General features: G+C 33.5%; 21 protein-coding genes. 11 read left to right on the top strand and 10 right to left on the bottom strand.

The window, feature by feature from the left end; translation table 11 throughout:
* Positions 1-96 precede the first annotated feature (96 nt).
* The 4 genes from J0383_RS16210 to J0383_RS16195 all read left to right on the top strand — a co-directional run bounded on the left by J0383_RS16210 (position 97) and on the right by J0383_RS16195 (position 4,899).
* Positions 97-474 carry a hypothetical protein gene (locus J0383_RS16210; RefSeq protein WP_239023085.1) on the top strand — a complete coding sequence of 126 codons (378 nt, stop codon included), beginning with the start codon at positions 97-99 and terminating at the stop codon, positions 472-474.
* 174 nt (positions 475-648) lie between these two features.
* Positions 649-993, top strand: coding sequence for a hypothetical protein (locus J0383_RS16205; RefSeq protein WP_207295026.1), 345 nt, complete (start codon positions 649-651; stop codon positions 991-993).
* An 87-nt stretch (positions 994-1,080) separates the two neighbouring features.
* Complete coding sequence (locus J0383_RS16200; RefSeq protein ID WP_207295025.1) at positions 1,081-3,240, top strand: TonB-dependent receptor; 2,160 nt, start codon at positions 1,081-1,083, stop codon at positions 3,238-3,240.
* A gap of 48 nt (positions 3,241-3,288) precedes the next feature.
* Entirely contained in the window at positions 3,289-4,899 is a 1,611-nt protein-coding gene (locus J0383_RS16195) for a PepSY-associated TM helix domain-containing protein (RefSeq protein WP_207295024.1), read from the top strand.
* 74 nt (positions 4,900-4,973) lie between these two features.
* On the opposite strand, the gene J0383_RS16190 is transcribed toward J0383_RS16195, so the two are convergent.
* The 5 genes from J0383_RS16190 to cysC all read right to left on the bottom strand — a co-directional run bounded on the left by J0383_RS16190 (position 4,974) and on the right by cysC (position 8,623).
* The gene (locus J0383_RS16190) at positions 4,974-5,636 is read right to left on the bottom strand and encodes a TrmH family RNA methyltransferase (protein WP_207295023.1); all 663 of its coding nucleotides are present in this window, start codon (positions 5,634-5,636) and stop codon (positions 4,974-4,976) included.
* Entirely contained in the window at positions 5,636-6,262 is a 627-nt protein-coding gene (locus tag J0383_RS16185) for a hypothetical protein (RefSeq protein WP_207295022.1), read from the bottom strand. Before J0383_RS16185 ends, J0383_RS16190 begins: the two co-directional genes overlap by 1 nt.
* Positions 6,263-6,315: 53 nt before the next feature.
* The gene (locus J0383_RS16180) at positions 6,316-7,284 is read right to left on the bottom strand and encodes a sulfotransferase family protein (RefSeq protein WP_207295021.1); all 969 of its coding nucleotides are present in this window, start codon (positions 7,282-7,284) and stop codon (positions 6,316-6,318) included.
* Position 7,285: 1 nt separating this feature from the next.
* Entirely contained in the window at positions 7,286-7,975 is a 690-nt protein-coding gene (locus J0383_RS16175) for an aspartyl/asparaginyl beta-hydroxylase domain-containing protein (RefSeq protein ID WP_207295020.1), read from the bottom strand.
* 114 nt (positions 7,976-8,089) lie between these two features.
* Positions 8,090-8,623, bottom strand: a complete 534-nt coding sequence (cysC, locus tag J0383_RS16170; RefSeq protein ID WP_207295019.1) for an adenylyl-sulfate kinase — start codon at positions 8,621-8,623, stop codon at positions 8,090-8,092.
* Between the two features lie 163 nt (positions 8,624-8,786).
* Here cysC and J0383_RS16165 point away from each other — a divergent pair, with 163 nt between their 5' ends.
* The 4 genes from J0383_RS16165 (at position 8,787) to J0383_RS16150 (ending at position 14,043) form a co-directional block, all read left to right on the top strand.
* A complete protein-coding gene (locus J0383_RS16165) occupies positions 8,787-9,494 on the top strand; it encodes an SIR2 family NAD-dependent protein deacylase (protein WP_207295018.1) in 708 nt (235 codons plus the stop codon).
* A complete protein-coding gene (locus tag J0383_RS16160) occupies positions 9,484-10,176 on the top strand; it encodes a sterol desaturase family protein (RefSeq protein WP_207295017.1) in 693 nt (230 codons plus the stop codon). The genes J0383_RS16165 and J0383_RS16160 overlap by 11 nt, the downstream gene beginning before the upstream one ends.
* A gap of 68 nt (positions 10,177-10,244) precedes the next feature.
* Positions 10,245-11,591 carry an adenylosuccinate lyase gene (purB, locus tag J0383_RS16155; protein WP_207295016.1) on the top strand — a complete coding sequence of 449 codons (1,347 nt, stop codon included), beginning with the start codon at positions 10,245-10,247 and terminating at the stop codon, positions 11,589-11,591.
* A gap of 175 nt (positions 11,592-11,766) precedes the next feature.
* The gene (locus tag J0383_RS16150; RefSeq protein WP_207295015.1) at positions 11,767-14,043 is read left to right on the top strand and encodes a cation:proton antiporter domain-containing protein; all 2,277 of its coding nucleotides are present in this window, start codon (positions 11,767-11,769) and stop codon (positions 14,041-14,043) included.
* Between the two features lie 113 nt (positions 14,044-14,156).
* Here the strand turns inward: J0383_RS16150 and J0383_RS16145 are convergent, their stop codons facing one another.
* Together J0383_RS16145 and J0383_RS16140 are read right to left on the bottom strand one after the other, a co-directional pair.
* Entirely contained in the window at positions 14,157-14,795 is a 639-nt protein-coding gene (locus tag J0383_RS16145) for a peroxiredoxin (RefSeq protein WP_207295014.1), read from the bottom strand.
* A gap of 110 nt (positions 14,796-14,905) precedes the next feature.
* A complete protein-coding gene (locus J0383_RS16140) occupies positions 14,906-15,814 on the bottom strand; it encodes an AEC family transporter (RefSeq protein WP_207295013.1) in 909 nt (302 codons plus the stop codon).
* Positions 15,815-16,029: 215 nt separating this feature from the next.
* Between J0383_RS16140 and J0383_RS16135 the strand changes: the two genes are divergently transcribed.
* From J0383_RS16135 to meaB, 3 genes are all read left to right on the top strand, one after another.
* On the top strand, positions 16,030-16,437 hold the full coding sequence (locus tag J0383_RS16135) for an Rrf2 family transcriptional regulator (protein WP_207295012.1): 408 nt from the start codon (positions 16,030-16,032) through the stop codon (positions 16,435-16,437).
* 57 nt (positions 16,438-16,494) lie between these two features.
* Complete coding sequence (locus J0383_RS16130) at positions 16,495-17,136, top strand: NAD(P)-dependent oxidoreductase (RefSeq protein ID WP_207295011.1); 642 nt, start codon at positions 16,495-16,497, stop codon at positions 17,134-17,136.
* Between the two features lie 291 nt (positions 17,137-17,427).
* Positions 17,428-18,519 (top strand): methylmalonyl Co-A mutase-associated GTPase MeaB, encoded by a 1,092-nt coding sequence (gene meaB / locus J0383_RS16125; RefSeq protein ID WP_207295010.1) that lies wholly within the window; start codon positions 17,428-17,430, stop codon positions 18,517-18,519.
* Between the two features lie 28 nt (positions 18,520-18,547).
* Here the strand turns inward: meaB and J0383_RS16120 are convergent, their stop codons facing one another.
* The 3 genes from J0383_RS16120 to J0383_RS16110 all read right to left on the bottom strand — a co-directional run bounded on the left by J0383_RS16120 (position 18,548) and on the right by J0383_RS16110 (position 21,464).
* Positions 18,548-19,084 (bottom strand): hypothetical protein, encoded by a 537-nt coding sequence (locus J0383_RS16120; RefSeq protein WP_207295009.1) that lies wholly within the window; start codon positions 19,082-19,084, stop codon positions 18,548-18,550.
* A 175-nt stretch (positions 19,085-19,259) separates the two neighbouring features.
* Positions 19,260-21,200, bottom strand: a complete 1,941-nt coding sequence (locus tag J0383_RS16115) for an LTA synthase family protein (protein ID WP_207295008.1) — start codon at positions 21,198-21,200, stop codon at positions 19,260-19,262.
* 36 nt (positions 21,201-21,236) lie between these two features.
* On the bottom strand, positions 21,237-21,464 hold the full coding sequence (locus tag J0383_RS16110; RefSeq protein WP_012026986.1) for a hypothetical protein: 228 nt from the start codon (positions 21,462-21,464) through the stop codon (positions 21,237-21,239).
* Between the last annotated feature and the right edge of the window lie 77 nt (positions 21,465-21,541).

Here is a 21,541-nt window from a genome sequence, read left to right as displayed (position 1 = left end):
AATTATCGGGGATTTTTTTTATAAAAAACTTTCAAATAAGTTTATGATAAAAACGAATTAAATGTACTTTTGCATTTGAAACATAGAAATTCACTCTTGAAGAAACTTTTTATCATATTACTTTCGATTACCCTTCTGGTGCCGTCTTTTGGTAAGGTCTTCATTTATGCTTCTTTCAAATTAAATCAAAAAGAAATTTCGAAAACAATATGCGTGCAGCGCAAAATGGTTTTCAATACTTGCAACGGCCGATGCGAGCTTCAAAAAAGCTTAAAAAAATACGCCGACAACGAAAAGAAAATGCAAGACAATCTAAAAGAAAAAGCAGAGATTGTTTACATCCAGAATACAAATACTTCCCTATATACTTTAGTCGCTCCTGTTGAAACTGCTGCAAAAAACTTTGCAAGTGCAGATAAAAAACCTGTTTCGATTACTGTTGTGGCATTTCGCCCTCCATCCTGTTTTATATAATTTTTTAAAATCTTAATTCAATTTTTTAATTGAATAAATTTCGCTGTGTAAAAACATCGAATACATAAGTGCCTATATCTAAATCTCAAATTTAGTTATGCACAATAAGAATCAAATTATTTAAAACAACAGAAACCCAAAGTGAAAAGATTATTTATTCTATTTCTTTCCTGTATGCTATTAGTACCTTCTTTTGGCAGTTTCTTTGTATATACCTCATTCAAGTTAAATCAGGAAGAAATTTCTAAAACCATCTGCGTACAGCGAAAAATGATGTTTAACAGCTGTAACGGACGATGCGAACTTCAAAAAAGTTTAAAAAAATATGCCGATAACGAGAAAAGAATGCAAAACAATCTGAAAGAAAAAACAGAAGTAGTTTACATTCAAAATTTCGTTTTAAATAATTTCGAACTGACATTACCAGCCGAACCAAAAAGAAAAATTTACAGCTCTTTCCATAAAAAACCAATAGGGGTTTCAATTCCTGCATTTCATCCTCCATCCTATTTCATATAAATTTTAATTAGGCTTTATGAATTAAGCCTGTTCAAAGATGAAGCATCTGAGAACACACAATACTTTTTAAAATTTATAGAATTTAAAATGAAAAAAATATTCTTTACCCTTTTTATTATAGGGCAATGTGTTTTTGCACAAAACAAAACAGCGCAGGACACAACAAAATCGCAGGAACTTGAAAATGTTTTTATAACCGCAAATCGTACAGCTGCACAACGAAAAGAAACTCCAGTTGCCATTAGTAAATTAACGGCAAAAACGATCAATGAAACCAAAGCGACAGCTGTTTACGAAATTGTAAACAAAACTCCCGGTGTATTAATGGTCAATTTAGGTAACGAACAACACATGATGTCTATTCGACAGCCTATGACTACAAATGCTTATTATTTGTATTTGGAAGACGGACTGCCTATTCGTCCAATGGGAATTTTTAATCACAATGCCCTATTAGAAATCAACCAATTTAACCTTCAAAGTATTGAAGTTGTAAAAGGTCCAGTATCTTCATTATACGGACCAGAAGCAGTAGGCGGAACGATTAACTTAATTTCGCTTAAACCTCCTGTTGATCCTGAATTTAAATTTGGAATTCAGGCTGATAATTACGGTTACAGAAGATTTCAAGCCGCTGGAGGAGCAACAATTGGAAAAGTCGGATTTCATATTGCCGGAATTTCAAGTTTACAAGAAAATGGCTGGATGACGTATTCAGATTACAACAAAGACAACCTAAACGCCAGAATCGATTACAACATTTCACTTTCTACCCGATTGATAAGCAATACTATGTATGGGAAATACTATTCGGATATGAGTGGAACTGTAAACGAAGATGCTTTTAATAATAGAACGTACAAAAGCACTTCTAATTTTACGTATAGAAAATCTGATGCTCTACGTACTCGTTTAACGCTTGAGCACGATTGGAACGATAACTCAAACAGTTACATTACAGTTTATTTACGCGATAATAAATTAGGACAAAACCCGTCATACGGAATTAAATGGAGTCCAACCGTAAATCCTACAACAGCAAAAGGTGAGGTAAACTCAAACAACTTTAAAAGCTATGGTGCAATTGGACAGCACGTTCAAAAATTTGATTTCTTGAATACCAAAATTGTAGCCGGAGCTTTATATGATTATTCTCCTGTAACGTATTGGTCGTATGTAATCGATTTAAAAGCCAATTTAAATCCGGGAGAACCCGGAAAACAAACCGTAGATTCATACGAAATTATAGCTGAACATCCTGATTCAAAACTAGCCGATTATACTGCAGACATCTTCAATACAGCAGGTTATGCTCAGATTAGTTTTAATCCAATCGAGAAAGTAATAGTAACGCTTGGCGGACGTTACGATAATATGAAAGTCAACTATGATAATGCACTTGACCTTTCAAGCGGAAGCAAAGTATACGACAAAACTACTTTTAAAGCAGGTATCAACTACAATCCTGTACATTTTGCAGGTTTTTACGGGAATTATTCACAAGGATTTGCGCCTCCGGGAATTACATCTATTTTTAGAACAAAACCAGGTACAGGTGGTACAACTGGTGTTCCAGCTGATTTTTATTACAACCTTAAACCCGCAGAATTTAACAATTATGAAATTGGCGGATGGCTTACTTTTTTAGAAAATAAACTGAACTTTGACTACGCCTTGTATTATATGGAAGGCCAAAATGAATTATTAAACATAAAACTACCTGACAACTCAACAGATTATCGTTCTGCAGGAGAAACACGCCACAAAGGAATTGAGTTTGGAGCTTCATACAAACCCTCAAAACAATTCAATATTCGTCTTGGTGGAACGTATGCACAACATACTTATATCGATTTTAAACTTTCAGACAAACCAACAGATCCTGTTCAAGATTTAAATGGCAAAGAAATGCCGGCTGCACCAAAATGGTCAGGAAATTCAGAAGTAAGTTATTACCCAAATTGGCTTCCAAATCTGAGAACCTCTTTAGAATGGCAGCTTGTGGGAAGTTACTATCAGGATCAGATTAATACCGTAAAGTATTCAGGTTATAATATATTCAATGCCAGAATTGGCTACCAATGGAGAAAAATTGAGGTTTACGGAAATGTCTTAAATCTTACTGATAAATTGTATGCTTACAATGTATCGAGAGCTAATACCACAAATGCACAGCCAACTTATACTGCAGCGGCGCCAAGAACATTTGTATTTGGAATTCAGTATAATTTTTCATTAAAAAAATAATATTTAGCCACTCTCAGCACAGTTGGGAGTGGTCAAAAAACTAAACCAATGAGTAAAGAAACGAATAAAAAATCTTCGAAGAAGAACCAGAAATCTTTTGGGTCTAAGTTCATAAAAAAGATCAAACAGCACATGTACAAATGGCATCGTGTTATTGGATTGATTACGGTTGTTCCCGTAATTTTCTGGACGCTTTCTGGTTTGATGCACCCGTTTATGGCGCATTTTTTCAAACCTGAAATTGCACATGACAAAATAGAACAATACATCATTGATAAAAGTCAGCTGAAATATTCTATTCAGGACGTATTATTAAAAAACGAGCTGACACAATTTAAAAACTTCAGAATTGTAACTTTCAATAATAAAACCTATTATCAGGTAAAAACCTTTTTTGGTGAATTGGTTTATTTTGACACTTCAAATGCCCAAAAATTAGAAAACGGAGATCAAAAATATGCCGAATGGCTTTCGCGCTATTTTCTGGACGACCAAAAAAGTCTTGTCAAAAACAGTGAAATTTTAACCGAATTTACTTCGCAGTACAAATATGTAAACCGCTATCTTCCAGTTTACAAAATCACTTTTGATCGACCAGATGAAATGCAGATTTATGTAGAAACATCATCGAGCAAACTTGCCACGTACAATCCGGTTTCAAGACAAATTTTCATTTCATTATTTGATACTTTTCATAACTGGTCATTTATAGATGCTATTTCGAACAACAGCGTACGAATTATTACCATGATTTTTCTGTTGTCGATTATTGGATTTTCTGCCTTAAGCGGTATTTTAATATATGGTTTATTATGGAAACAGTTCAAAAAAACAGATTCACTGCAACCTAAAAAAGGACTTCGAAAGTACCATCGCCAAATTGGAATCTGGGTTTCTCTTTTTACGTTAACATTCGCATTTAGCGGCGCATATCATACTACCACAAAATGGTCTCCGAATATGCTTTCGCAGATGGTTTACGAACCAACATTTGTAACCAAAGAAATTGCAACAGCAAATAATACACTTAACGTCGACTGGAATCGTTTTCAGAACGTGAGTCTTATTACCTTAAATGACTCTGTTTATTTTCGCTGTCAATTGGCAGAAAAAGAAACTGGAAGATTTAAAAAACCAAAATCAGCTTCTAAGTGGAATAAAAATGAAAACTCAAAATCGGAAATTCTGTATATCAATGCGGCTTCAAATAAAATAATTCCTAATCTTGATTTGGAATATGCGGAATTTCTAGCTTTTTATTTTACGGATGGCGCGCCAAAAAGATCTTGTTGTGAAATGACCGAAACTTCAGATGAAGAACCTCAGCCTTCTTTGGAAAACACAAAATTATTAGAATCAAAAGTTTTACATGATTTTGAAAGCCGGGAATATGGTTTTGTCAACAAAAGACTTCCTGTTGTAAAACTGGCTTATGATACACCTGAGAAAACGACTTATTTTATAGAAACTTCAACTTCAAGACTTGCTGCTGTGGTTAAAAACTCAGATCGTGTAGAAGGATATTCTTTTGCCATTTTACATAAATTTTTATTTATGGATTGGGCAGGAAAAAATATCCGTGATCTGGCGACAGTATTGGCTGCACTGAGTATTTTAATTGTGAGTATATTAGGTTTTATTCTTTTTTTAAAGAGGTAATTTCATCTCCTGCAAGGTTTTTAGATGATCAAACATAAACATACCTTCAAGGTTTAAAAAACCTTGAAGGAATTCTATTGCGGATTATCTTGATAGTAACGGGCTTCTATTCGTTTAATATCTTTAATTGAATTTTTGGCCCAGTCCAAACGTTTTACCAGAATTTCTTCTTCGGTCAATTTCCAATCAATATCAGATCGGCGAAGTCTGTTCGTCAAATTCTGAATAATAATTGCTGCCGAAACCGAAATATTCAAACTCTCTGTAAAACCAACCATGGGTATTTTTAAGAAACCATCTGCATTGTCCATAATTTCTTTTGACAAGCCTTCTTTTTCTGTTCCGAAGAACAGAGCACTTGGTTTTGAAATATCGAAATCCTCCAGCATACAGTCTTTTTCATGCGGAGTTGTGGCAATAATTTGATATCCCTTATTTTTTAAATCAGAAAGACAGCCTGAAACTGAATCAAATCTATTAATATCAACCCATTTCTGAGCGCCTAAAGCAATTTCCTTATCAATTCGTTTACCAAAACGCTGTTCGATTACATTCAGTTCCTGAATTCCAAAAACCTCACAACTACGCATTACCGCGCTCGTATTATGCATTTGATACACATCTTCAACAGCAACTGTAAAATGTTTGGTGCGGTTTTCTAATACTTTTAAGAAATTACTCTTTCTGTTTTCTGTCAATATATTTTCTAAAAAGGCGAGGTAATCTAAATCAATCATTAATTAGTATTTTTATTTTCAATTATATTATTAATAACATTATACAATACAAATGTATTCCAATCATTTTTATATGAATAGCCACGATTAAAATCTAAAGAATTTTCTTTGGAATAAATAGAAATATAGGTATTGTACTTCCTTACAGCTATATCGTGCCAAAGAATAAGTTTTTTTTCTTGCTTGAAAAGTTTAGAAACTTCAATAATAACACCTTCTTGAGTAATATTTACATCTCCAATCAAGAAAGATTCACCTGATTGAAATTTTTCGATAAAAGAAAGTGTTTTGTCTTTAAAATATAAATCCCATAGAGAATTCAATATATTAGAATATAATTCATGACATTCATGTTTCTTTATACCTAAATATGTATTGAAATTTATTTTTAATATTTTGTTATTGGAATTCTTAATAAACAATTGATATTCTCTTCCAAAAACAAATTTATATTGATAGAAAGTAATGCCGTAACGAAATTCTTTTATTTCGTTTACTTTAAAAAATGTAGAGTCATCATTAGCTAAATCTTTATCTTCAAACTTTATAAAATCTGGGTGAAGATGAAGATTTCGCTTATAATCTAAAAAACTTCTTTTAATTTTTACTTTTAATTCTGAAGACACTTTTATTTTTTGATGCCAAAAATAAGTATTTAGTTTTAAATACTTATTTTAAGTTACTGATGTAAATAACAGCTAAATTTTTCATTTAGCTTCTCATGCAGTACATTCGCTTGTTTTAAATCTACCGACAAAACATCATCTTTATAAGAATCTCCGCTAAAATCAGCTTGTTTATTTTTAGAATGGTGTTTTAAACGGTCAAACATGGCCTCTTTTTCATTCTCAGAATAATCGGCATTTATAAATGTCACAAATCGCTCCACAACATTTTTCATTCCTTCATTATAATTCAGCATGGTAACATTATCGTCGGTTTCATAAAAATCCAGAAAACCTTGAAAATATTTTTCCAGAACCAAAGCTCCGTATTGCTGAAAACTAATTTGGTTGATTTCCTTTTGAGTAATTCCAAAAACACTTGGCGGAATTAAATTTGGCACCATGTGCATTCCCATTAATTTTTGATGTGATTTTAAAACATCTGACGGATCGCGGTACAGCAAAGCAAAAGGAACATCTGGAAAAATAGATCTTAAATAAGACGCGTTAAATATATTCCATGCATCGAGTTTTATAATCAGGTATTTTTGTTCTGGAAATCTTTTTTGTCCCAGGAACCTCATAACCGACTCCAGTAAAATCGTTTTGCTATCAAGACCAAAAGCGTCACTTCTTAAAATCTGGTCAATAATAGGCGCTTCAGAAATCATAATATTTTCTGTTGAAGTCGCCAAAGACTGGCTCAACATTGTAGAACCACATCTTGAAACATGAAATACCAGTGATTTTAATGCAACAAAATCTAAATCCTTAGACCATTCAATCAAATTTTCTGCTGTACTTATTAATTTAACCCGTTTAGAATTGTAACTATGACTTTTGCATCTTGCAATTGTTTCATCAAAAAAAGGTTCTTCAAATAGAATATCTGACAAATAAATCCATTCAAAATAAATTTGATTTTCTTGTTCGATTAATTTTACCGGAATCCAATTGGCAACAGGGTTCTGAATATTTTCCATTTTATACAGTTAAATTTGATTGAAGTTTAGCAATAAGTGCAGCATTAATATCCGATGGATTTCTAGAAAGCTCTTCGATCATTCGCTTTTTAACCTCGTCTGAATATTCTGTTGGCGGTTTATAATGTATATCAAAACCCATTTTAGCAAACAATGCATCAGACCATTCGTTTCGTATACAATCTAGTGTGAGATGAATTCTTGGCTCAGAACTCTTATTCTGTACACTATGTGGCAATTGGAAATTTGCGTACCAGCACTCGCCCATTTTCATAGGAACTAATTTTTGATCGACATAAAAATATACTTCAGAATTGGTGATAATAGGAACGTGAATTCTAAAAAAACCATCTTCATAAGAAGTATCATTATCTACATGTTCTTTAATCTCGCTGTCAGGTCCAAGTCTTAATAATCTCACTGCTTCTTTTTCACATTGAAACCAATCCATTATTTCTTTAAAATAAGGACAGCTGTCCAGCAGAGGCGTATTTTTATATTCTTTATCTGGAAAAGAAAGAATATCGGTTTCTAATCCTGACTGCGAACGCAGGGAAACACTGGTCCATTTACCTTCATACCGATAGGTATTAAAATGCGGTGTCCATAAATTGGTTTCGCAGGTTACTAAATCATTTTGCAATTTTTCGATTGAAAAAGAAATCGGCAGCTGGCAGGAAGAAGGATTCATACGCTTACAGGATTAAATTTAACAAGGATATTTTACTAGGTAAATATATAAATTTATAAAAGCCAATTTGTTAAATAAATAAGCAAAAGTTTACAAATTAACAAAGACTTTGAATCAAACAGAAGCAACCAAGCTATTCACTATAAAATGGTAAAGCTTATGAGTGGAAACTGATACAGGTTCAGAATCTGTTTTTAGTATTAGATCTGCTTTCTGCGGAATTTCAAAAACATCGCTGATTCCGGTAAAGTTTTTAATTTTATTCTCGTCATCGTCTGGCAGCAGTGCTTTTTTATACAATCCTTTGGGGTCTCTTTCAATCAAATTAGCAATTGAACAATCTAAAAATATAGTTCTCACAAACTCAAAAGAACGTAATTCATTCCGAAGATTTTCATATGGATTGATAACCGACATTAAGACGATTTTATTTTCGCTGATTAAATTTCGCCCCACATTAAAAAGCCGTCTCACGTTTTCACAGCGGTCTTCTTTAGAAAATCCTAAATCTTTACAAATTGTTTTTCGGTACACATCGCCGTCCACAATCTCAGCATTGTAATTATTTTCCATTAACAGCTGCCTAACATTTTGTGCTAGTGTAGTTTTTCCTGAACCCGATAAACCTGTAAATTGTATTAAAATCATTGGGAATTTTCTTTCTCTAATCTGGCATTAAAACTAAATAATTTAAAAAGACGTACAACGAGTAGAAATACGCTTTATTTCTTAAAAAAATAATACAAATCCTATCTATTACTAACCATCTGAATACAGAAATTACTATTTTTATCTTTTAATAAAAGTAAGAATGAAAAAGAAACTTGTTGTTTTAACTGGAGCCGGAATCAGTGCTGAAAGCGGTATTAAAACTTTCCGCGACAGCGAAGGATTATGGGAAGGACATGACGTAATGGAAGTGGCAACTCCAGAAGGCTGGTATAAAAACCAAGATTTGGTTTTAGACTTTTACAACAAAAGACGCCAGCAGTTAAAAGAAGTACAGCCTAATTTAGGACATCAGATTTTAGCCGAACTGGAAAACGATTTTGAGGTACAAATTATTACTCAAAACGTTGATGATTTACATGAACGTGCAGGAAGTACAAACGTTCTCCATTTGCATGGCGAATTATTAAAAGTGAGAAGCACGCAGAATAAAAACCTCATTTTAGACTGGACAGAAGATTTAATAACAGGCGATTTGGATAAAAACGGACATCAACTGCGTCCGCATATTGTTTGGTTTGGAGAAGAAGTTCCAGCACTCGAAGAAGCAATTGACATAACCGAAACGGCTGATTATTTTGCTGTAATTGGGACTTCGTTACAAGTGTATCCAGCAGCGGGATTAATTGCTTACACACCAAGTACAACTCCAGTTTTTTATATTGATCCAAAACCCATTGCCATTCCAAATCTTCGAAATAAAGTAGAAACCATCGCAAAATTTGCTTCGGAAGGAGTTGCAGATTTAAGGAATAGTTTATTGAACTTAGAAAAACAACATGATTTTTGAAAGCTGGTTACAACAGTTGGCACAATTAAACGCATTCTGGCTCTTTGTTTTCTTTTTAATCGAAAACTTAGCGCTAATAATTCTATCCGTTTTAATTGGAAAAATCTTCGAACCAGAAAATACCGTTTTAAAAAGCAAAGACCAAAAATGGGTTTTATTAACACTCATTTGCAACACCTTCATAACCTTATTAGGTTTCGAATTATATCATTACGGAATTCTAAAAATAGATTTTTCAGAATCTATAAAGCTTATCTTTTTCGATACGCTTTTATTGATTTTGTTAATGGATCTTTTAATGTTTCTTTTTCATTATCTGGTTCACCATTTAAAATGGCTGTATCCAATTCATAAACTGCATCATACGCATGTCGAAACCAATGTCTACAGTTTGTATGTACTTCACCCTATTGAAACTTTGGGATTTGGAGTTATCTGGCTGTTTTTAATTACGATCTTAAAATTTAATTATCTGAGTATTATAACGTATCTTATTCTGAATTTGTCTTACGGAATATTTGGTCACTTGAAAACCGATATTTTTCCTTCTTTTTGGTATCAAAATTATTTTACCAAATGGATTTCGACTACCAGATTTCATAACGATCATCATAAAAATGAATCCCGAAATTTTGGTTTTTACTTTACCATCTGGGATAAAATTTTCAAAACCATAATTTAAGGCCGAATATAGCTTTCAGAAGTTTTAACAATACCTTATATTTGCACCTTTCGAAAAACAACATAACAATGACTACTCTAAACGAATTGAATGCTATATCGCCAATTGACGGAAGATATAGAAATAAAACTCAAAATTTAGCACCTTTCTTTTCTGAAGAAGCTTTAATAAAATATCGTGTTTTAGTTGAAGTTGAATACTTCATTGCTTTATGCGAAATTCCATTACCGCAATTACAAGGTATTGATTCTTCTTTATTTGAAAGTTTAAGAAACATCTACAAAAACTTCTCAACCGAAGATGCACTTTGGATTAAAGAAACTGAAAAAGTAACCAACCACGACGTAAAAGCGGTTGAATACTTTATTAAAGATGCTTTTGAAAAATTAGGTTTATCTCAATACAAAGAGTTCATTCACTTCGGATTAACATCTCAAGATATCAACAATACAGCAATTCCGCTTTCTACAAAAGAAGCGTTTGAGCAAGTTTATATGCCAACATTAATTTCTGTAATTTCTAAATTAAAAGAATTAAGTGTAGAATGGAAAGACATTCCAATGCTGGCACGTACGCATGGACAACCTGCCTCTCCTACACGTTTAGGAAAAGAAATTTTGGTTTTCGTTGAGCGTCTTGAAGAACAAATGCGCTTGTTATTCAATATTCCGTTTGCGGCTAAATTTGGTGGTGCAACAGGAAACTTCAACGCGCATCACGTAGCCTATCCGCAAATTGACTGGAAACAATTCGGAAATAAATTTGTTGAATCTAATCTGGGTTTACAACATTCTTTCCCAACCACTCAAATTGAGCATTACGATCATTTTGCTGCTTTCTTTGATGCTTTAAAAAGAATCAACACCATTATTATCGATTTAGATCGTGACATTTGGACGTATGTTTCAATGGATTATTTCAAACAAAAAATCAAAGCAGGAGAAATTGGTTCATCGGCAATGCCGCATAAAGTAAACCCAATTGATTTTGAAAACTCTGAAGGAAACTTAGGAATTGCAAACGCTATTTTAGAACATTTAGCAGCAAAATTACCTATTTCGAGATTACAGCGTGACTTAACTGACAGTACTGTTTTACGTAATGTTGGTGTTCCTTTCGGACATACTATTATTGCTTTTGAAGCCACTCTTAAAGGCTTGAACAAATTGCTTTTAAACGAAAGTAAATTTGCTGAAGATTTAGAAAAAAACTGGGCAGTTGTAGCAGAAGCCATCCAGACTATTTTACGTCGTGAAGCATATCCAAATCCATACGAAGCTTTAAAAGGTTTAACTAGAACCAATGAAGCAATCGACAAAAATGCAATTCATAATTTTATTGCAACATTAGAAGTTTCTGATGCTGTTAGAGCAGAATTATTGCAGATAACACCTAGTAATTACACAGGAATTTAAAGAAAACCTAAAATATTCTACCAAAAAAAGCTATCTTTATCGAGATAGCTTTTTTTATTTAACCTTGGAAGTTAAACCAGATCATTTCACCTAACTATTATAATGCATAATAAGTTCCCCGATTTTATTTGAAATGGAAAGCTGGACTAGCTCCTAAAAAACTAAAATACCACTTATGATTGCCTTAAATGCCGCTGCAGAAAGTACACACCACTTACAACCCTTAATTAGTGATCTGGGATTAATCCTGATGACTGCCGGAATTGCCGTTCTTCTATTTAAAAAAATGAAACAACCTTTGGTTTTAGGCTACCTGATTGCAGGTTTTTTAGCGGGAAACCATTTTGATTTTTTCCCTTCGATTACCGACATGAAAAGTGTCGAAGTCTGGGCCGAAATCGGTGTTATATTTTTATTATTTAGTTTAGGGCTCGAATTCAGTTTTAAGAAGTTGATGAAAGTGGGCGGTACATCTTCCGTCACCGCCATCACCCAGATTTTATTCATGACACTCATAGGATATTGTGTGGGCCAATGGATGGGCTGGGGAAAAATGGACAGTATTTTTCTAGGAGCGACACTCTCTATTTCATCCACAACCATTATTATCAGAGCGTTTGACGAATTAGGTGTAAAAGGAAAAAAGTTCGTTGGAATTGTATTTGGAGCTCTTATTGTTGAAGATATCGTTGCCATTTTAATGCTTGTACTCCTTTCAACAATTGCCGTGAGCGATCAGGTTTCTGGAGCCGAACTTTTACAATCTGTTTTAAAACTGGTTTTCTTTTTAATCATTTGGTTCTTAGGCGGAATTTTCATTATTCCAACTATTCTAAAAAAAGCCAAACATCTTTTAACCGATGAAATGCTGCTGATTATTTCGCTCGCTTTGTGTTTAATGATGGTAATTTTTGCAGCCAATGTTGGTTTTTCTCCGGCACTTGGAGCTTTCATTATGGGATCAATCATTGCTGAAACCACAATGGCAGAAAAAATCGAACATTTAATTCAGCCTGTAAAGGATCTATTTGGTGCTGTTTTCTTCGTTTCTGTGGGAATGTTAATTAATCCTGGAACATTAGTTATATACGCTCTTCCAGTAGCTTTAATTACGCTATTGACTATTTTCGGAAAAGCATTTAGTTCCTCAATTGGAGCTTTGCTTTCGGGACAGCCTTTAAAACAATCTGTTCAAACCGGAATGAGTTTGGCGCAAATTGGAGAATTCTCTTTTATCATTGCCACACTTGGAATGACTTTAAAAGTAACCAGTGATTTCTTGTATCCAATTATCGTGGCTGTTTCGGCGATCACAACTTTTACAACTCCATTTTTAATTAAATATTCAGAAGGTTTTGCTCTTTTTTTAGAATCTAAAATGCCTAAAAAATGGGTTAAAAATATCAACCGTTACAGTGTAAATGCGCAAGCCATTAAATCAGTAAGCACTTGGCAGATTGTTTTAAGATCTTCAATCACACAAATTATTCTCCATACCATAATTATTACGGCCATTATTTTATTGTCTTCTAAATTCGTTGCGCCTTTAGTTGCTGATACGCGATTCGGAAATACTTTAGCGGCTTTATTAACCTTAGTCGTAATTGCTCCTTTTTTATGGGCACTTTCACTGCGACGTGTAAAAGTAGATGAAGTTGAAACATTATGGGAAGAACGAAAATACCGCGGCGCCCTTTTAATGCTTATTTTAATTAGAATGAGTCTTGGATTGTTCTTCGTAGGATTTTTGCTGAATATTTTCTTTTCTCCTTTAGTCGCATTTATTGCCTTGATTATTGCGATTGGAGCGTATCAAATTTTCCCTAAAAAATTAAACGAACAATATCATAAAATTGAGAATCATTTCTTGAAAAACCTCAACGACCGCGAAAACAAAAAAATTGATAGACGATATGCCAATTTAACTCCGTGGGATGGTCATATGTCCTTTTTTGAAATTAAAAAAGAATCCAATTTAGTTGGTAAAACTTTAGAAGAATTAAAAATCCGGGAGCAATTAGGAATCAACATTGCTTATATCAAACGAGGAGATGTTACGATCCCTATTCCAACCAAAACCGAACGTTTATTTCCAAGCGATGAAATCTGTGTAATTGGTACCGATGCCCAAATTGCCGAGTTTACCAAATACCTAAATCAAAATGAAACCGAAGCGCCTGGAAAGGTCGAAGAAACAAATATTGTTTTACGTCAGCTGGAAGTTTCTCAAGAAGAATTCATCAAAAAAAGCATCGGACAATTCAGAGCCAAAACTAACGGAATGGTCGTAGGAATCGAACGAAACGGAAATCGCATCTTAAACCCAGAATCTAGTTTAGTCTTAGAAAGAAATGACATCCTATGGGTGGTTGGAGATAAGAAAAGAATGAGCGCTTTGATGGCTTTTGAAGGTGCAAAGGTTCAAAGGGACAGAGGTTCAAAAATCTCGTAGAAAATAAAAAGGCTGATATTTTTCCAAATGGAAAAATATCAGCCTTTAAACTTTGTCCCTCTGTCCCTTTGAACCTTTGCTCCTTTGAACCTTTGCTCCTTTGAACCTTAAAGTTACTTATTCGGCTGCGGTGTTAAACGCAGATAAGGCTTAATTGGTGTGTGTCCTTTTGGGAATTTAGCAGGAATATCGCTATCTGGAATTGCAGGAGCAATGACTACATCTTCACCATCTTTCCAGTTTGCTGGAGTGGCAACACTGTAATTTGCCGTTAACTGTAAACTGTCGATTACACGAAGTAATTCATCAAAATTTCTTCCTGTAGAAGCTGGATACGTTAAAGTCAATTTGATTTTTTTATCTGGTCCGATAACAAAAACAGAACGAACTGTAAATTTATCGCTTGCATTTGGATGAAGCATATCGTATAGATTGGCTACTTTCTTATCCTCATCAGCAATAATTGGGAAATTTACTTCTGTATTTTGAGTCTCGTTAATATCTTTTATCCACTCTTTGTGAGAATCCAATCCATCCACACTCAAAGCAATAACTTTTGTATTTCTCTTTTGGAATTCAGGAACATAATTCGCTACAGTTCCTAACTCAGTTGTACAAACTGGAGTAAAATCTGCAGGATGCGAAAATAAAACACCCCACGAATCTCCTAACCATTCGTGAAAATTAATAGGACCTTGTGTGGTTTCTGCGTGAAAATCTGGAGCTATATCGCCTAATCGTAATGTTGACATAATTTAATTTTTTAGTTTCTCTAAAATTAAAGAAAAAATATATAGAGAAAACATCAAATTTCTTAAAAAACGTTAAAATTCTACTTTCTCGATATAATTACTATTTTAAGTTAAATAAATCCCATTATAAGGTACCATAAAGCAATCGTTATAAACGAAATAGGAATTCCAAAACCAATCATCATACTGCTTAATTTGGGTTTTAATCCATAAGTCGAAGCCAGAATTGCGCCCGTTATCATAGGTGCCATGGCAATTTCTATAATCGTAATTTTAATGGCTTCGGAATGCTGGTTAAAAATGAAAACATATAAAACGAAAATAATGAAAGGAGTCACAATTAAACGGAAGAAAAGTCCGAGACGCAAAAATTTCCAATGGCGGCTTTTCCGATCAAAACTCAACTGCAATCCAACCGAAAATAAAACAAGTGGTGTTACCAGACTTCCTAATTTCAATAAAACCGATTCGATATTGGCATCCAATTCAGCGTTAAAAACATTCAGCAAACAAGCCGCAACAAAAGTTATAAATGGCGGAAAGAAAATAATCTTTTTAGCAATGCTTTTAAAATCGGGATTTCCATTCGAATAAAAAGCTGCGACAAAAACGCCCAAAGTCGAAACGACCACAAAAGTTCCGGGCTGATCTACTAATACCGCCGTTTCCAAACCTTTCTTCCCAAATAAAGCTTCCACAATTGGATATCCTAAAAACGAAGAATTACTTAATCCTGCTGTTAAAATCAAACAACCAATTAGCTTGTTTGACCAGCCTAATCTTCGTCCTAAAAAATGAAAAAATAAAAACGCCAGAAAAAAACTAATCCAGCCCGCTCCTATCGGAAACAATAATTCATTGCTCCATTTTATTTTTGGAATATGATATAAGGTAATTGCCGGAAGACATATATAAATAACAATTTTGTTAATCGTCTTGTAAATATGAGTCGGAAATTGTTTTACCCGCTGTAAAATCAATCCGAGTGAAAGAAATAGAAATATTAGAAAGTTGTTCATATGGTAAGATCATAACAAAAATAAGTATTTAAATTTTAGTGATTATTGAAAAGTGATGAGTAATTAGCCTGACAACGATAATTTTGTAAACACCTAATTTTCACTATTGACTAATTACTTTTCACTAATCACTAATCACTCATTTCCAAAAAAATAGTTAAATTAGTATTTTGTGTTATAAAAAGATATAAATTTGTAACATATTTTATTACAGTATGGTTTCAGGTAAATTCGCTATAACGATTCATATTCTTACGCTGCTGCATAAATTCCCAAACGACTATTTGTCTTCGGAGTTTATCGCGGGAAGTATTAATTTAAATCCTGTTTTGGTTCGAAAAGAAATTGCCAACCTCAAATCACATCATATTGTAGAAAGTAAAGAAGGAAAAAATGGCGGTACGAAATTGGCAGTTAATGCTGCTGAACTGACTTTAAAACAAATATTCGAAATGACTTTTGAAACCATTGGTTTGGGTTTTGCTAAAAATCAACCGAATCCTGATTGTCCTGTTGGAAAAAACATCAATCAGCATTTAGAAAATTTATACAGCGAAATGAACAAGAAAGTCGGCGCACAGCTAGAAGGTATTTCATTGGAAGATTTTTCGAATCAATTTTAAAACTATTTTTTTAACCTAAACTGTAACATTTTTTATTACTAAATAAATTTATATATTATGAAAATCGCACTTATTGGAGCTACTGGATTTGTAGGCTCAGCTATTTTAAACGAATTAGCAGATAGAAAACAGGAAATTACGGCTATCGCAAGAACACCAAAAGATACTGCAAATGCTACGTGGATTGCGGCTGACATTTTTAATGTTGATGCTTTGGCAGAAATTTTAAAAGGTCACGATGCAGTTGTTAATGCTTACAATCCGGGATGGACAAATCCTAATATTTATGATGACTTTTTAGCAGGTTCTAAAGCAATTCAAGAAGCAGTTAAAAAATCGGGTGTTAAACGTTACATCACGATTGGCGGTGCAGGAAGTTTATTTGTTGCTCCAGGTTTACAGGCGGTTGACACTCCAGATTTTCCAAAAGAATTTTATGCTGGCGCAACTGCTGCAAGAGATTATTTAAATATTTTAAGAGAAGAAAAAGAATTAGATTGGACATTCTTTAGCCCGGCTTTCGAAATGCATCAGGGAATTACAACAGGCAGAACTGGGAAATACCGTTTGGGATTAGAAAATCCGGTTTTCAACGACGAACAAAGAAGTATTTTATCTGTAGAAGATTTAGCGGTTGTAATTGCTGATGAAATCGAAACTCCAAAACACCACCAAGTTAGATTTACGGCTGGGTATTAATTTTTTTTTTCGCCACGACTCGAGCGATAGCGAACAGGCGAAGCAATTCACGAATTATTTTTTAGCCGAATTATATTTAATCATGATGAAGATACAGATTACACGAAACTGTATATAATCGGAATTACCGATTTTTGAGATTTCGTGTCTTTCGATTTCATTTAGAATGATAAAAAAATGCAACAATAATTCGTGAATTCGTGGCAAATAAATTTATACAGTTTCAAAGGAACATTTGTCTTTTGAAACTGTTTTTGTTTTCAGTACTTTTACAATTCTAAATAATGCGTTTTGTCTGATTTTAATAAACAAGCCGGCAGTTTATCTGAAAAAGCTGGAATTTCATCTCCCGAAATCACCAACGTTTCGGCTATTAATCAAATTAAATTTAAACGCAGACAACAGCCTACCGCTACCGAATTAATTGCAGGAATTCTCGAAGGAAACCGAACTTCTTTAAGCCGTGCCATTACGTTAATTGAAAGCACGAATCCGGAACATGCCGAAAAAGCAAACGAAATTATCAACGGTTGTATTTCTCATGCTAATAAATCGCTTCGAATTGGAATTACTGGTGTTCCCGGTGTTGGAAAAAGTACTTTTATTGAAGCCTTTGGAACACATTTAACGCAATTAGAAAAAAAAGTTGCTGTTTTGGCAGTTGATCCCAGCAGTTCTATTTCGCATGGCAGTATTTTGGGCGACAAAACCCGAATGGAAGAATTGGTAAAAGATGAAAATGCTTTTATACGTCCGAGTGCTTCGGGGGAAAATTTAGGCGGTGTTGCGCGTAAAACTCGTGAATCGATTATTTTATGTGAAGCTGCAGGTTTTGACACCATAATTATAGAAACGGTTGGCGTTGGACAAAGTGAAACTGCTGTTCACAGTATGGTAGATTTTTTCTTATTATTGAAAATTTCCGGCGCCGGCGATGAACTTCAAGGAATCAAACGTGGTATTATGGAAATGGCAGACGCAATCGTAATCAATAAAGCAGACGGTGATAATATCAAGAGAGCCAATCAAGCAAAAGTTGAATTTAATCGTGCACTTCATTTATTTCCTCCCAAAAAATCAAACTGGCAGCCGAAAGTGACAACTTGCAGCTCGATTACAAAAGATGGCATTTCGGATGTTTGGAACAGTATTTTGGATTATTTTGAAATGACTAAAGAAACGGGATTTTTTCAGGAAAAAAGAAACGAACAAAACCAATTCTGGATGATGGAAACCATCAATGAACAATTGAAACAAAATTTCTACAATCAGCCAGAAATCATTTCATTATTGGAACAAAATAAAAAAGCGGTGCAAAATAATGAAATATCACCTTTTGCAGCCGCTCAGCTTTTATTAAATCAATATAAAAAGAGCTTTTAATTCCTTACAGCTTTTTTTAATATTTCTTTTATTTTACATTGATTGAAATTGTATAGGTCTCTTCACTTTCTTGAATACGATATTTACCAGGAACTAAAATGTCTGAACTGAATTTTAAAGATTTAACTAATTCCGGTTGAATAATTTGTCCTTCAGGAATTACATATACATCTCCATTTCGTAATAATACTTTTTGATGTTCTGGGGTTAAAGCGCTTTTTTCAATTTCCATAACAAAATTTCCTTTTTCATTTGCAACACGTACTGGTGTTCCATCAGAGGTTGGTTTCCCAAATCCATAGATTATCCAGTCGTAATAAACAAAATTACAAAAACCATCTGGCTGGCTGCAGTCAATATTATGTGCTCCCCAAGCTCGTACAATAAACCCTTCGTAATGAGGTAAATATTTTTGAGTATTGGGCTGATTTTGCTGCTCTGTGTTTGATAATTGAGCATTTTGATTTTCGCTGGAATCGTTGCTGCAGCTTATAAAAAAAGCGGCAAACATTAAAACTAACATTACTTTTAATACTCCAGATTTTTTTTGTTGTATTCTTTTCATAATAAATAATTTAATTGTCCCTACTCTATCTTTGGCTTTTCGGGTTACGCCTTTGGATTTGAGTATATATCAATTAAACTATTTTTTTGTTACCCTTTTCGTTTGAATTTTAATACAAAAAAAGCTGTTAAGTATGAAATTACATATCTAACAGCTTTTTTAAATAAATTAAAAACTATTTTTTTGTATCCCTAAGCTTGTATTTATTCTCTTTATACAAATTGCCTGCCGTAATAACGTGTGCTAAAGCATCTTTAGCTAAATCTTCGTTTAGTTTTACTGGGATTAAAGTCGTATCATTTTTGATTTCGAATTGCAGTGGTTTCAAATTCGGCTGCATGATGACAACTTGATTTTCAACTCTAAAAGCATTGATATCATTAAACTGCATAATTGATCTTCCTAGTACTTTTGGATCTAATTTATTCAGATTTCGTCCAACCATTGGAGTTTCGAACGGAATACCTAAATACCCTAATAAAGTTGGCGGAATATCGATCTGACTGGCCAGTCTGTTGTAAACGGCTCCTTTTGGAACGCCAGGTCCCATAATGAAAGCCGGAATATGGAATTTATTTATGGGTACTAAATTTTTTCCGTACGTTCTTGTATTGTGGTCAGCTATGACAATGAAAATTGTGTTTTTGAAATACGCTTCTTTCTTCGCCATTTCGAAGAATTTTCCAATTGAAAAATCAGCATATTTCATGGCATTATTAACAGTAGCAGCTTTTTTATCATACGGTTTAATTCGTCCTTCTGGATATTCAAAAGGTTCGTGATTAGACGTTGAGAACATCAGAGAGAAAAACGGTTTATTGCCTTTTGATTTGAAATATTCATTGGCTTTGGTAACTAAATCTTCATCAGAATAACCCCAAGTTCCTTTAAACGCATATTTCTTTCCATCAGATTCAAAATCGGTTTGATCTACAATATCTTCAAAACCATTTCCATTGAAAAATGAAGCCATATTATCAAAATTGGCCATTCCACCATAAATAAAACTGGTATCGTAACCTTTGTGTTTTAAAGCATCAGCAAGTGTAAAGAATCCTTGCTGCGAGTTTCCTAATTTAACCACACTTTCTGACGGCGATGGTAAAAATCCTGTCACAACAGCTTCAATTCCTCGTACACTTCGTGTTCCTGTGCAATACAAATTGGTAAACAAAGTTCCTTCTTTCGATAATTTATCAAATTCAGGAGTTAATGGTTTTCCTCCTAAAATACCCACGTATTCTGCCCCTAAACTTTCTTGAAGGAAAATCACCAGATTGTACGGTTTTTTAACAACAGAATCTGGCTGCTGTACATGCAAGAAAGGAATTTCGGGATCTGTAAAATCTTTTGGCCCGGCAATCATGTATTTTTTAACGCGCGCTATGGCTTCGGCTTCATTCATTTTACCGTACATTTTTGTGTTTCCTTCATTCTTAATAGAATAAGCAGCAAAAGCAACTGTATAAAATGAATTCAATCCTAAACAGTTCGTTAATTGATCTGTTGAGAAAACAGCATTACTGGCATTGATAGGACGTTTTGAAACTAAACTTGAACGTGCTCCAAAAAACAATAAAAATGCGACTAATGGAAAAATCATTAATCTGAATTTGTATTGAGAAGTAGCAGTATGAAAAAGATGTTTTCCTTTTTTAAAGGCAAAATACAATACAATTCCTAATATTAAGAATGTTACAATAATAGAGGTTAAATAGCTTTTTAAAAGCATTCCAACAACTTCTTTGGGGTAGATTAGATAATCCAAGAAAATTTTGTTGGGACGTGTATCGTATTGTTTTACAAAGTCTGGTGAAGCCAATTCTACAAATAGAATCAGAAACAGGAACAAAAAGCTGTAAAAAACCAAAAATTTATTGGTGAATTTCATCCATTTATTAGGAAGAAATGTAACTAGAACTGCTGGAAGAAATGATAAATAACAAAGTAAAATCAAATCCATTCGCAGACCAATTGGAAATATATACCAATAATTTGGTGTCTGAACTACTCTTTCTTTAAAAAGAAAAAATAGAAATATACGACTCAAAGTTGTTATCAATAATCCAATAGCAATAAAACTAAAAATCGGTTTTAAAAAACGTAAATTTTTCATCTGAAATTAATATAAGAACGTAAATCCTGAAAACAATTACTCTTCGTAACGGTTTACTTCTCTGTCGTAAAACTCATTCGCCTTTTCGATAAGGCCTTCCATTTCAGCATTTAATTCTGCTTCATCAAGATCTTCTGCTTCTTCCAAAAATTCAACCTCATCGTCTTTTAAATTGATGATAAATCTTGGATAATCTAAGTGAATGATAAAAATATCATCTGGAAAATCAGTATTGTCTCCAAGTAAAAATTTAGGTAATTCCATTATATTTATTTTTAGTGTTTGTTACTATTTGATACAGATTGTGAATATTTCGATACTCAAAAACCTGTTATATATTT

The sequence above is a fragment of the Flavobacterium endoglycinae genome (genome assembly GCF_017352115.1).
GTDB classification, from domain to species: Bacteria; Bacteroidota; Bacteroidia; order Flavobacteriales; family Flavobacteriaceae; genus Flavobacterium; species Flavobacterium endoglycinae.
This window is presented reverse-complemented; position numbering and strand designations above follow the sequence as displayed.

Bases quoted from the DNA above. Each gene is read 5' to 3' on its own strand.
- J0383_RS16205 (WP_207295026.1), top strand. From the start codon at position 649: ATGCTATTAGTACCTTCTTTTGGCAGTTTCTTTGTATATACCTCATTC.
- J0383_RS16200 (WP_207295025.1), top strand. From the start codon at position 1,081: ATGAAAAAAATATTCTTTACCCTTTTTATTATAGGGCAATGTGTTTTT.
- J0383_RS16195 (WP_207295024.1), top strand. From the start codon at position 3,289: ATGAGTAAAGAAACGAATAAAAAATCTTCGAAGAAGAACCAGAAATCT.
- J0383_RS16190 (WP_207295023.1), bottom strand. From the start codon at position 5,636: ATGATTGATTTAGATTACCTCGCCTTTTTAGAAAATATATTGACAGAA.
- J0383_RS16180 (WP_207295021.1), bottom strand. From the start codon at position 7,284: ATGGAAAATATTCAGAACCCTGTTGCCAATTGGATTCCGGTAAAATTA.
- J0383_RS16175 (WP_207295020.1), bottom strand. From the start codon at position 7,975: ATGAATCCTTCTTCCTGCCAGCTGCCGATTTCTTTTTCAATCGAAAAA.
- cysC (WP_207295019.1), bottom strand. From the start codon at position 8,623: ATGATTTTAATACAATTTACAGGTTTATCGGGTTCAGGAAAAACTACA.
- J0383_RS16165 (WP_207295018.1), top strand. From the start codon at position 8,787: ATGAAAAAGAAACTTGTTGTTTTAACTGGAGCCGGAATCAGTGCTGAA.
- J0383_RS16160 (WP_207295017.1), top strand. From the start codon at position 9,484: ATGATTTTTGAAAGCTGGTTACAACAGTTGGCACAATTAAACGCATTC.
- purB (WP_207295016.1), top strand. From the start codon at position 10,245: ATGACTACTCTAAACGAATTGAATGCTATATCGCCAATTGACGGAAGA.
- J0383_RS16150 (WP_207295015.1), top strand. From the start codon at position 11,767: ATGATTGCCTTAAATGCCGCTGCAGAAAGTACACACCACTTACAACCC.
- J0383_RS16145 (WP_207295014.1), bottom strand. From the start codon at position 14,795: ATGTCAACATTACGATTAGGCGATATAGCTCCAGATTTTCACGCAGAA.
- J0383_RS16140 (WP_207295013.1), bottom strand. From the start codon at position 15,814: ATGAACAACTTTCTAATATTTCTATTTCTTTCACTCGGATTGATTTTA.
- J0383_RS16135 (WP_207295012.1), top strand. From the start codon at position 16,030: ATGGTTTCAGGTAAATTCGCTATAACGATTCATATTCTTACGCTGCTG.
- J0383_RS16130 (WP_207295011.1), top strand. From the start codon at position 16,495: ATGAAAATCGCACTTATTGGAGCTACTGGATTTGTAGGCTCAGCTATT.
- J0383_RS16120 (WP_207295009.1), bottom strand. From the start codon at position 19,084: ATGAAAAGAATACAACAAAAAAAATCTGGAGTATTAAAAGTAATGTTA.
- J0383_RS16115 (WP_207295008.1), bottom strand. From the start codon at position 21,200: ATGAAAAATTTACGTTTTTTAAAACCGATTTTTAGTTTTATTGCTATT.
- J0383_RS16110 (WP_012026986.1), bottom strand. From the start codon at position 21,464: ATGGAATTACCTAAATTTTTACTTGGAGACAATACTGATTTTCCAGAT.